Source organism: Streptomyces sp. NPDC096105 (assembly GCF_044763335.1).
GTDB lineage: Bacteria > Actinomycetota > Actinomycetes > Streptomycetales > Streptomycetaceae > Streptomyces.
This window is the reverse complement of the sequence record NZ_JBIWGC010000001.1, coordinates 538,639-552,860: the sequence shown is the minus strand read 5'-3', so window position 1 is coordinate 552,860 and position 14,222 is coordinate 538,639. Positions and strand designations below refer to the sequence as shown.

The 14,222-nt window shown below is 74.3% G+C and carries 13 protein-coding genes; 11 read left to right on the top strand and 2 right to left on the bottom strand.

The window, feature by feature from the left end:
* From ACIQ8B_RS02430 to ACIQ8B_RS02380, 11 genes are all read left to right on the top strand, one after another.
* The gene (locus ACIQ8B_RS02430; RefSeq protein WP_403544679.1) at nucleotides 1–1,266 is read left to right on the top strand and encodes an MCE family protein; all 1,266 of its coding nucleotides are present in this window, start codon (nucleotides 1–3) and stop codon (nucleotides 1,264–1,266) included.
* The gene (locus tag ACIQ8B_RS02425; protein ID WP_403544678.1) at nucleotides 1,263–2,330 is read left to right on the top strand and encodes an MCE family protein; all 1,068 of its coding nucleotides are present in this window, start codon (nucleotides 1,263–1,265) and stop codon (nucleotides 2,328–2,330) included. The genes ACIQ8B_RS02430 and ACIQ8B_RS02425 overlap by 4 nt, the downstream gene beginning before the upstream one ends.
* Nucleotides 2,327–3,370, top strand: coding sequence for an MCE family protein (locus tag ACIQ8B_RS02420; protein ID WP_403544676.1), 1,044 nt, complete (start codon nucleotides 2,327–2,329; stop codon nucleotides 3,368–3,370). Before ACIQ8B_RS02425 ends, ACIQ8B_RS02420 begins: the two co-directional genes overlap by 4 nt.
* Nucleotides 3,367–4,410 (top strand): MCE family protein, encoded by a 1,044-nt coding sequence (locus ACIQ8B_RS02415; protein WP_290004670.1) that lies wholly within the window; start codon nucleotides 3,367–3,369, stop codon nucleotides 4,408–4,410. The genes ACIQ8B_RS02420 and ACIQ8B_RS02415 overlap by 4 nt, the downstream gene beginning before the upstream one ends.
* A complete protein-coding gene (locus tag ACIQ8B_RS02410; RefSeq protein WP_403544674.1) occupies nucleotides 4,407–5,732 on the top strand; it encodes an MCE family protein in 1,326 nt (441 codons plus the stop codon). Before ACIQ8B_RS02415 ends, ACIQ8B_RS02410 begins: the two co-directional genes overlap by 4 nt.
* The gene (locus tag ACIQ8B_RS02405; protein ID WP_290004667.1) at nucleotides 5,729–7,003 is read left to right on the top strand and encodes an MCE family protein; all 1,275 of its coding nucleotides are present in this window, start codon (nucleotides 5,729–5,731) and stop codon (nucleotides 7,001–7,003) included. Before ACIQ8B_RS02410 ends, ACIQ8B_RS02405 begins: the two co-directional genes overlap by 4 nt.
* Nucleotides 7,000–7,515, top strand: coding sequence for a hypothetical protein (locus ACIQ8B_RS02400; RefSeq protein WP_290004665.1), 516 nt, complete (start codon nucleotides 7,000–7,002; stop codon nucleotides 7,513–7,515). The genes ACIQ8B_RS02405 and ACIQ8B_RS02400 overlap by 4 nt, the downstream gene beginning before the upstream one ends.
* Before the next feature lie 191 nt (nucleotides 7,516–7,706).
* On the top strand, nucleotides 7,707–8,366 hold the full coding sequence (locus ACIQ8B_RS02395; RefSeq protein WP_403544671.1) for a hypothetical protein: 660 nt from the start codon (nucleotides 7,707–7,709) through the stop codon (nucleotides 8,364–8,366).
* A 25-nt stretch (nucleotides 8,367–8,391) separates the two neighbouring features.
* Nucleotides 8,392–8,940: a nuclear transport factor 2 family protein gene (locus ACIQ8B_RS02390; protein ID WP_106414370.1), complete on the top strand. Its 549-nt coding sequence runs from the start codon at nucleotides 8,392–8,394 to the stop codon at nucleotides 8,938–8,940.
* A gap of 48 nt (nucleotides 8,941–8,988) precedes the next feature.
* Nucleotides 8,989–9,753, top strand: a complete 765-nt coding sequence (locus tag ACIQ8B_RS02385) for a hypothetical protein (protein ID WP_403544669.1) — start codon at nucleotides 8,989–8,991, stop codon at nucleotides 9,751–9,753.
* A gap of 104 nt (nucleotides 9,754–9,857) precedes the next feature.
* Nucleotides 9,858–11,105, top strand: coding sequence for a lytic murein transglycosylase (locus tag ACIQ8B_RS02380; RefSeq protein ID WP_403544667.1), 1,248 nt, complete (start codon nucleotides 9,858–9,860; stop codon nucleotides 11,103–11,105).
* Between the two features lie 25 nt (nucleotides 11,106–11,130).
* On the opposite strand, the gene ACIQ8B_RS02375 is transcribed toward ACIQ8B_RS02380, so the two are convergent.
* Nucleotides 11,131–12,825 carry a pyridoxal phosphate-dependent aminotransferase gene (locus tag ACIQ8B_RS02375; RefSeq protein WP_403544665.1) on the bottom strand — a complete coding sequence of 565 codons (1,695 nt, stop codon included), beginning with the start codon at nucleotides 12,823–12,825 and terminating at the stop codon, nucleotides 11,131–11,133.
* A 202-nt stretch (nucleotides 12,826–13,027) separates the two neighbouring features.
* Nucleotides 13,028–14,182 carry an aldose epimerase family protein gene (locus ACIQ8B_RS02370; protein WP_403544663.1) on the bottom strand — a complete coding sequence of 385 codons (1,155 nt, stop codon included), beginning with the start codon at nucleotides 14,180–14,182 and terminating at the stop codon, nucleotides 13,028–13,030.
* Nucleotides 14,183–14,222 lie beyond the last annotated feature (40 nt).

The window sequence follows — 14,222 nt, the reverse complement described above, 5'->3', positions numbered from 1 at the left end:
ATGAGCGAATCCCGGGAACCCCGAGGACGGGCGCTGCGCCGCAGGCTCGCCGGAGTGGTGTTCGTGCTGGTGCCCGCCCTGCTGATCTGGCTGGCCGTCGCCGTCTACGACAAGAAGTTCACCGCGTCCGACCCGGTCGTGGTCGAGACCGACAGCGTCGGGAACCAGATGCACCCGGGCGCCGAGGTGAAACTGCGCGGCGTCGTCGTCGGCGAGGTCCGCGCCATCGACGCCACCGGCGACGGGGCCCGCCTCACCCTCGCCATGAAGCCCGGCACGCTGGACGCCGTACCCTCCGACGTCCGCGCCCAGATGCTGCCGACCACGCTGTTCGGCGAGCGGTTCGTGGCCCTGGTGCCGCCCGAGAACCCCTCGCCCGAGCCGCTGGCCGCCGGAGCCGTCATCCCCCAGGACCGCTCCGAGAACGCCGTCGAACTCCAGCAGGTGCTCGACGACGTCCTGCCGATGCTCACCGCGGTCCAGCCGCAGAAGCTCGCCGCGACCCTGTCGGCCGTCTCGCAGGCCCTGGAAGGCCGCGGGGAACGGCTCGGCCGGACGCTGAGCCTGCTGGAACGGCACCTGGAGGAGTTCAACCCGCACCTGCCCGCCCTCAACCGCGACCTCAGGGAACTCGTGAAGGTCAGCCATGTCTACGCGGACGCCGCGCCCGACGTCATCACGGCGCTCACCGACTTCACCACCACCAGTGGCACCCTCGCCGAGAAGGAGGCCGAACTCGCCTCCGCCCTCGGCTCCACGACCCGGACGTCCGAGGACGTGACGGCCTTCCTGCGCGAGAACCGGGGCAACCTCATCCGCCTCGCCGCCACCGGCCGGCCGACCCTGGAACTGCTCGCCGAGTACTCCTCCTCCTTCCCGTGCACCCTGCGCACCCTCGCCGAGTTCGTCCCGGCCATGGACCAGGCGCTCGGCAAGGGCGGCGACCGGCCCGGCATCCACGTCGACGTCACCGCCGTCGCCGCGCGCGGCGCCTACCGCCCCGGCCGGGACACCCCGGTGTACGGCTCCGGCGGCGGCCCGCGCTGCCCCTCCGTGCCCTACGTCGGCCCGCTGCCCCGGCCCACCGCGCCGTCCGCCTCCGCCGCGGCCGCCGAGGACCTCGGGCCCGCCAACTCCCCGGCGGAGAACGACCTCGTCAACGAACTGCTGGCCCCCGCCGCCGGCGCGGCCCCGGGCGACCTGCCCGACTGGAGCAGCCTCCTCGCCGGCCCCGTCTACCGCGGTACGGAGGTGACCCTCGGATGACCGGCTCCGACACCGCGCACACCCGGCGCCGCCCGCTGACCGGACCGCTGCTGAAGTCCCTCGTCTTCGTGGTGGTCACCGCCCTCGCCACCACCGTGCTCGGCCTCGGCGTCGCCGGCTCGGGCTCCGGCGCCGACGTCGGCGGCGGCCGTGCCTACAAGGCCCTCTTCACCGACGTCACCGGGCTCCGGGACGGGGACAGCGTGCGGATCTCCGGTGTGACGGTCGGCGAGGTGACCGACGTACGCGTCGTGCAACGGCGCCTCGCGCAGGTCACCTTCACCGTCCGCGAGGACCGCCGGCTGCCCCGCTCGACCACCGCCGCGGTGAAGTACCTCAACATGGTGGGCCAGCGCTACGTGTCGCTCGGCCGTGGCAGCGGCGACCTCGGCGGCACCCTGGAGGAGGGCGCCACCGTGCCGCTGGACCGCACCACTCCCGCGCTCGACCTGACCCTCCTCTTCAACGGCTTCAAGCCCCTGTTCGAAGGGCTCTCCCCGAAGGACGTCAATGAACTCGCCGGATCGATCGTGCAGGTCCTCCAGGGCGAGGGCGCCACCGTCGACAGCCTGATCCGCCGCATCGGCTCGCTCAGCACCACCGTCGCCGCCAAGGACGAGGTGATCGGCGCGGTCGTCGAGAACCTCACCACCGTCCTGGACACCCTCAACGACCGCGAGGACAGCTTCGACGACCTCGTCGTCACCCTGCGCGACCTCGTCTCCGGCTTCGACGAGGACCGCGAACCCCTCGGCAGGGCCGTCGCGGCCATGGGCGACCTGACCACCGTGACCGCCGACCTCCTCGACGACGGGCGCGCGCCCCTGAAGCGGGACATCCGCGAACTGGGCCGGCTCTCGCGGAACCTCGGCGAGCACACCCCGCAGATCGAGCAGTTCCTCGACCGGACCCCCGCCAAAATGACCGCCCTGGCCCGGCTGTCCTCCTACGGATCGTGGTTCAACCTCTACCTCTGCGAGGCGCGTGTGAGCGGAGTGACCACCTCCGACGGTTCCGAGCCGCCCAGCGGCATCGCGATCACCGAATCGAGGTGCCGCGGATGAGACGCCCGCGCGTGAAGCCGGTCAAGGACCGTGACCCCGTCGCCGTCGGCATCGCCGGCCTGCTCGCCCTCACCCTGCTCGGCGGCCTCGCCTACGGCGCGGACCGGCTGCCGTTCACCGGCGGCACCGCCTACAGCGCCGACTTCTCCGAGGCGGCGGGCCTCGACGAGGGCGACGAGGTGCGCATCGCCGGCGTCAAGGTCGGCAAGGTCACCGGCGTCGCACTGGACGGCGCCAAGGTGAAGGTCTCCTTCACGGTCGACGACGCCTGGATCGGCGACCGCACCACCGCCGCCATCGCCGTCAAGACCGTCCTCGGCGACAAGTACCTGGCCGTCGACCCCCTCGGCTCCCGCCCGCAGGACTCCGACAGCCGCATCCCGGCGTCCCGCACCACCTCCCCCTACGACGTCACCCAGGCCTTCCAGGACCTCAGCGGCACCGTCGACGCCATCGACACCCGCCGGCTCGCGGAGAGCTTCGAGACCATCTCCGACACCTTCAAGGACTCGCCTCCGCACGTGAGCAAGGCCGCCACCGGCCTGTCCGACCTGTCCCGCTCCGTCTCCGAGCGCGACGCGGAACTCTCCAGGCTCCTCAAGGGCAGCGCCCGGTTCAGCAAGACGCTGGAGAACCAGAAGTCCAGCTTCGAGACCCTCATCGAGGACGGCGGCTCCCTGCTCGGCGAGCTCAAGAAGCGGCGGGCCGCCATCAGCGCCCTGCTCAAGGGCAGCCGTGACCTCGGAACCGAACTCGGCGGACTGGTCGAGGACAACGAGAAACAGCTCGGCCCCACCCTCAAGGCCCTCGGCCGGGTGACCGGCGTCCTGGAGAAGAACAACGACCAGCTCGGCAAGACGCTCGCCCTGGTCGGCCCCTACTACCGCCTGGTCGGCAACACCCTGGGCAACGGCCGCTGGTTCGACAGCTACCTGTGCGGCGTCGTGCCCCGCGACTACCTGCCGGAGACCTCCCTGCCCGAGACCGGATGCCTGCCGCCGAAACAGCCGGCGGCGGCCCGGGGGAGTGGTGAACGATGAGCCGACGCAGAAAGATCCTCACCGGCCTGCTCGCCCTGGTGGTGCTCGCCGCCGGCGGACTGGCCGCCGCCTCGGCCCTCGCGCCCGACGGTGTCCGCATCACCGCCTACTTCGACCGCGTCGTCGGCGTCCACGCCGGCTCCGACCTGCGCATCCTCGGCGTGCGGGTCGGCGAGGTGGAGTCGGTGCGGCCGCAGGGCACCACCGTCCGGGTGGACCTCCGCCTCGACGAGGGGGTGAAGGTCCCCGAGAACGCGCGGGCCGTCGTCGTCGCGCCCAGCATCGTCGCCGACCGTTACGTGCAGCTCACCCCCGCCCACCGCACCGGCCCCGCCCTCGCCGACGGCGCCGTGCTGCCCGCCGCGCGCAACCGCGTCCCCGTCGAGATCGACCAGATCTACGACTCGATCACCGAACTCGCCGACGCCCTCGGCCCGGACGGCGCCAACGCCGACGGCGCCCTGTCCGGCCTGCTGCGGACCGGCGCCGCCAACCTGGACGGCAACGGCGAGGCCATCGGTGACGGCGTCGAGGAGTTCGGCAAGGCGGCCAGGACCCTGGACGGGAGCAGCGGCGACCTGTTCCGGACGCTCCGCAGCCTCCAGACCTTCACCACCATGCTGAAGGACAAGGACGCCGACGTGCGCACCGCGCAGGAACGCCTCGACGAGGTCGTCGTCTTCTTCGCCGACAACAAGGACGACCTCACCGGCGCGCTCGAGGAACTCGGCAAGGCCCTCGGCCAGGTGAAGACCTTCATCGAGGACAACCGGGGCGAGCTGAAGGAGAACGTCGACCGGCTCGTCCCGATCACCCGCACCCTGGTCGAGCAACGGGCCTCGCTGGCCGAGGCGCTGGACGTGGCGCCGCTGGCCGCCGGCAACGTCGTGAACGCCTACAACCCCGACACCCGCACCCTCGACGGCCGGGCGAACCTCAACGAGATCAGCATGGGAGGCCCCCTGCTGCCACTGCCCGTCACCGGCGCCTCCGCCACGAGCGGCGACGGGTCCGCGACCGGGGGGAAGGGGAAGAGATGAAGCGCGGCACACACGGCAGCCGGGCCGCCTCGCGGCTCGGACGCGGCGCGTTCACCACCGGCCGGGTCGCCGGCCTCACCGTCGGCGGACTGATCGCCCTCGGCCTCGGCTTCACCCTCGCCGTCGGCGGCGTCGCCGTCGCGCCCCGCGGCCTCGACGGCATCGAGGACCTGCCGCTGCCCGGCGGCGCCGACCTCGGTGACCGCCCCTACACCGTCACCGCCGAACTCGGCGACGTCCTGAGTCTCGTCCCGCACTCCGCGGTGCGGGTCAACGACGTCGCGGTCGGCCGGATCACCGGCATCGAGCTCGGCGACGACTGGTCCGCCCGCGTCTCCATGGAGATCAACGGCGACGTACGGCTGCCCGCCGACGCGACCGCGCGCCTGGAACAGTCCAGCCTGCTGGGCGAGAAGTACGTCCAGCTCGCTCCCCCGCCCGGCGGCGGGAGCGGCAGGCTGTCCGACGGGAGCCTCATCCCGCTGTCCCGCACCAGCCGCAACACCGAGGTGGAAGAGGTGTTCGGCGCGCTGTCCCTGCTGCTGAACGGCGGCGGCGTCAACCAGCTCAGGACCATCACGCGGGAACTCAACGCGGCGCTCGGCGGCCGGGAACCCGAGGTCCGCTCCATGCTCCGGCGGGTGAACACCCTGGTGACCGAACTCGACGACCACCGGGGGGACATCACCGACGCGCTCGACGCCGTCAACCGGCTCTCCTCCACCCTCGCCCACCGCAAGGACGACGTCGGGACCGTCCTCACCGGCCTCTCGCCCGGCCTGAAGACGCTGGAGAGGCAGCGCGGCTCACTGCTGACCATGCTGCGCTCCCTCGACACGCTCTCCGGCGTCGCCGTGTCCACCATCGACGCGAGCAAGGACGACATGATCGCCGACCTCAAGGCCATCGCGCCGACGCTGAAGGAGCTCGCCGACGCCGGCGCGGACCTGCCCGACGCGCTCCAGGTGCTGGTGACCTACCCCTTCACCGACGAGGTGCTGAACGGGGTGAAGGGCGACTACCTCAACGCGTATCTGAGCATGGTCGCCGTGCCCGGAGCCGAGGTGATCCCGCCGATCGACGCCCCGCTCCCCTCCACGGGCCCCACCGCCGCGGCCCGCGGCGGGACGGGCGCCGCCGGTGAGGGACGCCCCTCCGGCAGGGGCGGCCCCGGGGCGGCGGGCCCGGGGGACTCGTCCGCCCCCGCCCCGTCGCCGCCGCCGTCGCGGGGTTCCTCCCCGCTGCCCCTGCCCTCCGTGTCCGCGCCCACCGCCGGCGCGGACACCGCACCGGCGTCCCCGGAGGCGGGTGACGGCTCGTGATCACCCTCGCCGTACGGCTGAAGAACCTCGCCTTCCTCCTCATCGCCGTCCTCGCCCTGTCCTACCTCGGCATCCGCTACGCCGACCTCGGCCGGTACGTCGGCGTCGCCGACCACTACACCGTCGACGTGCAACTGCCGCGCACAGGCGGTCTGTTCACCCACGCGGACGTCACGTACCGAGGCGTCTCGGTGGGCCGCGTCGGCCCCATCCGCCTGACCGACGACGGGGTCGTCGCCGAGCTGAGGATCAAGAAGTCCGCACCCCGCATCCCCGCCGACACCAAGGCCGTGGTCGCCGCGCTCTCGGCCGTGGGCGAGCAGTACATCGACCTGCGGCCGGAGAGCGACGGCTCCCCCTACCTGACGGACGGCACCCGCATCGACCAGGCCCAGACCCAGGTGCCCGCCCCCGTCACCGACGTCCTCGCCAGCGTCGACGACCTGGTGCGGTCGGTTCCGCAGGACGATCTGCGCACGGTCGTCGACGAGCTGGGCGAGGCCTTCGAAGGACACGGCGACGACCTCCAGGTGCTGCTCGACAGCGGCAGCGACTTCGTCAAGGCCGCCGACCGCGCCCTGCCGTCCACCACCCTGCTCATCACCGACGGCGAGACCGTCCTGCGCACCCAGGCCCAGGAGGGCGAGGCGATCCGCGGCTTCGCCCGGGGGGCGGAGGAACTGGCCCGCGCCCTCAAGGGGTCCGACGCCGACCTGCGCCGCCTCCTCGCGGTCACCCCCGAGGCCGCCACCCAGGTCAGCGGCGTGCTGCGGGACCTCGACCCGAGCCTCGGCGTCGTGCTCGCCAACCTGCTCACCACCGCCGAGGTCGCCGTCACCCGGCAGCGGGGCATCGAGGAACTGCTCGTGACGTACCCGGCGGCCGTCTCCGCCGGAGCCACCGCCGTCGACGGAGGGAAGCTGAACCTCGGCATGGCCGTCACCTTCTTCGACCCCCTGCCCTGCACGGCCGGGTACGGCGCCACGCGCTACCGCAACGGCCTCGACCTCGGCACCGCACCTCCCCTGAACACCGGCGCGGCCTGCACCGCCCCGGCGTCGACGGGGACGAACGTGCGCGGCGCGGCGAACGCCCCGAAGGGCGGCGCGGTGCCCGAACCGGCCCGCCCCGGCTCCCTGCCCTCCGGCAGCGGCGCGGCGCGGCACGGCGGCGCGGCGCTGCCCGGCGCGCTCGCCCTGCCCGGGCAGAGCGGCGAGGCGCCGCGCGACCTGACGGGCGTCCTCAGCCCGGCCGCCGGAGGCGCCCGATGAGGCGGGCCCGGATCGTCGCCGGGACGGGGCTCGCGCTGGCCCTCGGCTTCTGCGGCGCCGGTGCGTGGACGTACACCCAGGCACGCACCGACGACGGTCTCGCGTACGGCAGGGAACGGGACGCGGCGCTCGCCGACGGACGCCGGGCCCTCGCCGTGCTCACCACGATCGACGCCTCCACGCGGCAGCGCGCGGAGCGCGGCGTCCGGGAGTGGCGCGACGTCTCCACCGGCCCGCTGCGCGAGGAGCTCGGCGCCACCGGGGCCCGGACCGGGGCCTCGGCACGCGGCACGGTCACCGAGGCCGCCGTCACCGCGCTCGACACCCGTTCCGGCACGGCGAAGCTCATCGCCACCGTCCGCGTCGAGGTCACACCGCCCGGGACGGGGAAACCGGCCGTCGACCGCAAGCGCCTGGAGGCGGTCCTGGCCCGCACGGGCGAGGACGTGTGGAAGGTGAAGGCGCTGAGTGCCGTACCGGTCGAGGGAGAGAGGGAGGGCGGGGACCGATGACACGGACGTGGCCGGCGGCCCGCAGGACAGGTGCACGAGAGCCCGGCACGGGACCGGAGGGACACGCGCACACGGACTCCGCGAGCGCCCGCACCGGGGAAGCCGTCGTCGCGGACGCAGGCCCGGAGGGGGAGGACTCCGGCAGCGGGGGCAGGGGGACGAGGAGTCCGGGGGAGGGGCGTCACGGCGACGTGCCGGCGGATGTGTCCCTCGGGGGCGACACCGCCGGGGAGCGGTCCGCCGGGGACTTACCCGGTGACGGGTCCCGCGAGGAGCCGTCCGAGGGCGAGCCCGGTGACGGTCTCGCCCACCGCCCGGCGAACCGCCGTGCCGGGAGCGGCCGTCGGCCGGGCCCGCGTCTGAGGCGGGCCGTCGCCGCAGGCGTCGCCGCGGCCCTGGTCCTCGGCGGCTGTGCCTTCCTCCACGCGGCCCACCAGCTGCGGTCGGCCGAGTCCGCCCGGAACCGGGCGCTCACCGACACCGAGGCCACCAGCCGGGTCACCGGGGACGTCGGCAACGCCCTCGCCCGGATCTTCTCCTACACACCCGACGGCACCGCCGCCGCCGAGCGCTCCGCACGCGCCGTCCTCGACGGGCGGGCCGCCCGCCAGTACGCGACCCTCTTCGACCGCGTCCGCCAGGACCTCGCCGCGCAGCGCGTCACCCTGAGCACCCGCGCCGTCCGCACCGGCGTGGTGGAACTCGACGGCGACCGAGCCCGCCTGCTGGTCTTCCTCGACCAGACCTCCCGCAGGGGCGGGGACGCGGCCACCACCGCGGCGGCACAGCTCACGGTCACGGCACGACTCGAGGACGACCGGTGGCGGATCGTCGACATCAAGGCCCGCTGACATGCGCGAAAGACGGGAGCACCCCATGGAACGACCGGCCCGCCGCCTCGCCGCGAACCGCCTCCGGACGCCGTACGCGCCGGCTCTCGCCCTCGCCCTCGTCGCCGGCGGTTTCGCCGCGTGGGCGGGCCAGGACTGGTACCGGGCGGCCCACGACGACCGGACCGCCTACGCCGTGCAACGGGACGAGGCGCTCGCCGCGGGGGAGCAGGCCGTGCAGAACCTCAACACGCTCGACCACCGCGACCTGGACCAGGGACTCGACCTCTGGGAGGCGTCGACGACCGGGGAACTGCACGAGCAGCTCGACGCCGGCCGGTCCGACTTCGCCGAACAGGTGAAGGAGGCGAAGACCGTCAGCACGGCCCGGGTGCTGTCCGGCGCCGTCACCGAACTCGACGACCGCGCCGGCCGCGCCCGGGTGCTGGTCGCCCTGCGCGTCACCGTCGAGGCGGCCGACGGGACACGCACCGACAAGGACAGCCGCATGCTCGGCGAACTCACCCGGACCGACGGCCGGTGGAAGCTGAGCGCCCTGGGCCAGGCGCCCGTCGGCGGCGCACCGGCCGGCTGACCGGTCCCGTACCGCACGAGCCGGCCGCAGCGAGGAGGACACCCCACCATGTCGACGACCCGTCACCACATCAACCGCCAGCGACGCCGTCAGGCCCGCGTCGCCCGCCCCGCCGCGACCGCGACGACCGCCGCCCCCCGCCCGGAGGGCACGGAGGACCGCACCGGTACACGCGGTGCGGCCGTCCGTACCGCCGTGCGGACGCCGCCCTCCCGGCGCGGGCCCGCACCGGCCACGGACGAGGGGAGCGGGACCGCCCGGTCCCGGCCGCGCCGTCCTCTGGGCCTGGCGGCGCTCTGCGCGCTGACGGTGCTCCTCGGCGCCTTCGCGGGCTACGCCCACGCGGAGGCCGAGTCGCTCCGCGCCGAGCCCGCGCGGAGCAACACGGCGTTGACCGACCTCGCCCGCACCAGCGAGATCAAGGGGCAGGTGGCCGAGGCCGTCGACCGGCTGTTCTCCTACGACCACGCCGATCCCGGAGCCTTCGACACGGCCGCGAAGGACCTCCTCACGGGCAAGGCCGTCGCCCAGCACCGGGACCTGCTCGCCGACGTCCGGAAGCGGGCCGACGCGCGGAAGGCGGTGATCACCACGACGGTCACCGAGACCGCGGTCGAACGGATCGACGGCGACCGGGCACGGGTCCTCGTCTACGCCGACCAGAGCAGCGTCGCCACCTCCGGCGAGCGGACGGGCGGGAAGGGCGGGGCGCGGGACGACGGCGTGTACGCGGCCGCCATGCTCGCCGTGGACACCGTGCACCGCGACGGACGCTGGCTCGTCTCCGGCCTCGACACCTTCGGCCGCGGATGACCGACGCCCGTCCGCCCTCGCCACCTCGTACCACCCGCGCCACCCGCACTCCCTGCACCTCCGCACCACCCGCCCCTCCGACGGATCCGACAGGAGTGACGCCCATGTCCGTACGCCGATCCCGACGCCGGTGCTCCGGCCGGGCCCGCAGGGGACTGCGCACGACCGTGCTCGCCGTGGCGGCCATGACGGCCCTGACCGCTTCCCAGGGACCCGGCCTCGTGGGGGACGCCCTGGAGGCCCGGGCCGAACCGGCGGGCGACGGCGGGGCGCCGCAGGCCGCGGGCGACCCGTTCGCCGAACTCGCGCCGCCGGGTGACGGCTCGTACCACACCGAACTCCCGCCGCTCCGCACCGCGCGGGCGGCCCCGGCCTCACCGGTGCTCCACCGGGAGGTCCACGCCCAGTCGGGCGTCCCGGCCACCGTGCTGCGCGCCTACCGTGCCGCCGAGACCTCGGTCGCCGGGACGGACCCCGGCTGCCGGCTGTCCTGGGAACTGCTGGCCGCCATCGGCAAGGTCGAGTCCGGCCAGGCGCGCGGCGGCGCGGTCGACCGGAACGGCACGACGCTCGGCCGCATCACCGGGCCGGCCCTCGACGGACGCGGTTTCGCGCTGATCCGGGACACGGACGGCGGCGCCCACGACGGCGACACCGTCTACGACCGGGCGGTGGGCCCGATGCAGTTCCTGCCGTCCACCTGGGCGAGCTGGGGCACGGACGGCAACGGCGACGGACGCGCCGACCCGAACAACATCTTCGACGCGGCGCTGGCGGCCGGCCACTACCTGTGCGCCGGCGACCGGGACCTGAGCCGCCCGGCGGACCTGGACCGGGCGGTCCTGAGCTACAACCACTCCCGTGCCTACCTGCGCCTGGTCAGGTACTGGCTGGCGTTCTACAGCCACGGGGTCCACGCCGTGCCCGACGGCAAGGGCGTCGTCCCCCGCAGCCCCGGCGCGGGCAGCGACACCCCGGCGACCGGGCCGGTCGGGGGCGGAGGCCGGGGTGGTGGCGGGGGCGTCGTCATAGGCCCGCAGCCCAGCCCCTCGGGCGGTCCGGGACCGTCCCCGCGCCCTTCCCCGTCCTCCCCGGACGCCTCGCCGCCCGCGTCGCCCGGTCCCAGCACGTCCCCGACCGGCACTCCGACGGATCCCCCGACGAGCCAGGAGCCCTCGGAACCGCCCGTCGAGTCCCCGACCGGGACCGCCGAGCCCTCACCGGACCCGACCAGCTCGGACCCCTGTGCCCCGGAGCCGACCGCTCCCGGCCCGGAGCCCGAGCCCACGGCCTCCCCGTCCGCCTTCGGCGCACCCTGCCCGACCCCGACGGAGACCTCGCCCGAGCAGTAGGGGGAGACAGCCGCCGGCCGGCGCCTCAGCCCGTCTGTCCCATCCCCGCCGCGTCCGGCCAGTTCTGTGCCCCCGGCCAGCCCGTCGCCGGGGCCATGGACAGCCCGTCGGTGCCGCGCACCTGAGCCGCCGTCAGCCCGCCGCGCGCCGGCACGCCGGGCGGGGTGGGGCCGGTGGGCGCCGGGGCGGGCGCCGGCGTCGGAGCAGGCGTGGGCGCGGGCATGGGCGGAGGCGCGGGTGCGGGCGTGGGCGCGGGCGTGGGCGGCGGGAACGCGGCCGCGGGGGCGAGGGGCGGTGCGGCGGCCGGGGCGGGCTGCGCGGCCGGCTCCGGGAACGGCGCCGGCCGCGGAAGCTGTTGCGGCACGGGCTGCGGCACGGGCAGGGGTTCCGGCTGGGGCGGCCCCGCCGCGGCCGGCGCCGGCATCCCGCCGCCCGCGCCCACCGCAGGGGCGGACGCGGCGGCGGGGAGCGGCATGCCGGCGCCGGCGGCCTGCGCGAGGCCGCGCGTTCCGGCCCCGTTGGTCTCGCTCACCAGGCGGTCCACCGCCGCCGTGCCCGAGCTGTAGCCGGTCCCTGTGGCCTGCCCGGGCACGGCGGCTCCCCTCCTGGTCGTCCCGTAGAGCACCTGTTCCAGGCCGGTCACCAGGCGACGCACGTCGGCCTGGGGGCGCACCACGAGACGCAGGAAGCGGCTGGACGAGCCGATCTTGTTGCCGCACTCGCGCACCAGGATGCGGTGCTCGGTGAGCAGTCTGTCGCGGACGACGGTCCCCTCGGCGCCCACGGGCAGGCGCACGAAGAGGAAGTTGCCCTGGGAGGGGTAGACCGTGAGGCCGGGCAGCGAGGAGAGCCGGCCGGACATGTCCATCCGGTCGCGGCGCACCTGGTGCAGGCTCTGCGCGTACTCGGCGCCGTGCTCCTTCAGCATGAACACCACGTGCTCGGCCAAGGAGTTGAGGTTCCACTTGGGCAGCATCGCACGCACCCGGCCCGCCAGGGCGGGGTTGGCGACCAGGTAGCCGAAGCGGATGCCGTGCAGGCCGAAGTTCTTGCCGAGGCTGCGCAGCACGATGACGTTGGGGCGCAGCATCGCCTCCTGCACCACGCTCGGCTCGTTCTCCGCGTCGGCGAACTCCAGGAAGGACTCGTCGATCACCACCAGGTCCAGGTCGGCCATGGCGTCCATGAACTGCACGACCGCGTGCCTGTGCAGGAAGCCGCCGTCGGGGTTGTTGGGGTTGCAGATCACGGCGACCCGGGTGCCGCGGGCGCGGATGAAGTCGGCGTACTGCGCGAGGTCCAGGGCGAAGCCGCTGGACTCCTGGAGCGGGAACATGTCGACCCGCTTGCCGGTCTCCATCGGCTGGTCGGTCCAGCGGCCGAAGGTCGGCACCGGCACGGCGAGCGACTCGCGCACCAGCAGGTGGTCGATCCAGGTGATCAGCTCGGTCGAGCCGTTGCCCATCGCCACGCACTGCGGCGGCAGCCGCAGCAGGCCGCACAGCTCGGCGGTGATGGTGTCCGCGCTGCTCGGGTAGTACGTGATGATGTCGCGCAGCCGGGCCGCCATCTCCTCGAACATGGCGGGGGTGGGGAAGTACGGGTTGCAGGGAACGCAGAAGTCCACCGGGCCGGCCCCGTCGCTCTCCCTCGTCAGCGCCGCCATCGACGGGCTGTGCGCCGCGGTGCTGCGGAACAACGAGGTGACGTTGTCGGCCAAGGGAACCTCCGTGTGCGGCGGACCCGCCGGGGACGTGACGGACCCGTCATGCCTGGGTGGCCCGCGCGGGGGAGCACGGGCCACCCAGAACTACGGATCCGGTCCGGGGGCCGTTCAGCACGTGTGAGGAAAAGGTGAGGGCGGACCGTGACCGTGCTCACACCGAGGTCCTCACACCGACGTGCTCACACCGGACGGCGGCTCACGTGCCGAAGGTGTGCACCGTCGTCGTCCGGTACGTCTCGCCCGGCCGCAGCACGGTCGAGGGGAACGCCGGCTGGTTCGGGGAGTCCGGGAAGTGCTGGGTCTCCAGGCACAGCCCGTCGCCCTGCCGGTACACCCGGCCGCCGCTGCCGGTCAGGGTGCCGTCGAGGAAGTTGCCGGAGTAGAACTGCAGGCCCGGTTCGTTCGTCGCGATGCGCAGGGTGCGGCCGGAGGACGGGTCGCGCAGGGTCGCCACGTGCTCCGGGCGGGTGGTGACGCCCTTGTCCAGCACCCAGTTGTGGTCGAAGCCCTGCCCGTACAGCAGTTGCCGGTGGGCGGTGCGGATGTCCCGGCCGACCGGCTTGGCCCGCCGGAAGTCGAACGGGGTGCCGGCGACCCCGGCCAGTTCGCCCGTGGGGATCAGTCCCGCGTCGACCGGGGTGTAGCGGGAGGCGGCGATCGACAGCTCGTGGTCCAGGACGCTGCCGCTGCCCTCGCCGGCCAGGTTCCAGTAGACGTGGCTGGTGAGGTTGACGACCGTCGGCCGGTCGGTGACCGCCTCGTAGCCGACGCGCCAGTCGCCGCTCCGGGTGAGGGTGTACGTCACCTTGGTGCGCAGGGTGCCCGGGTAGCCCATCTCCCCGTCGACGGCGGTGCGGTACAGGCGCAGGCCGACGTCGGAGCCGCGGGTGAACGGCTCGACGTCCCAGACCCGCTTGTCGAAGCCCTGCGCGCCGCCGTGCAGGCTGTTGTCGCCGTCGTTGACGGAGAGCTGGTACCGGGTGCCGTCGAGGGTGAAGGCGCCCTTGTCGATGCGGTTGCCGTACCGGCCGATCAGGGCGCCGAAGTACGGGCTGGAGGCGACGTACTCCTCCAGGGTGGCGAGGCCGAGGGAGACGTTGGCGCGCCGGCCGCGCCGGTCGGGGACCTCCAGCGACTGGACGATGCCGCCGTAGGAGAGGACCTTCATGCGGATGCCGCCGTTCTCCAGCGTCCAGCGGTCCACCCGGGTGCCGTCGGCGAGCCTGCCGAAGAGTTCCCGGACCGGCTTCCCCCGGCCCCCGGACGAGGCGTGCGCCGTCCCGCCCAGGGTGGTGGCGGCCACCGTGGCCGCGGCGGTTCCCGCGATGAGCGTGCGTCTGTTCAGTTCCATCCGTGCCGCTCCCTGAAGGGAAGGGGCCCCGCCGTGCGGC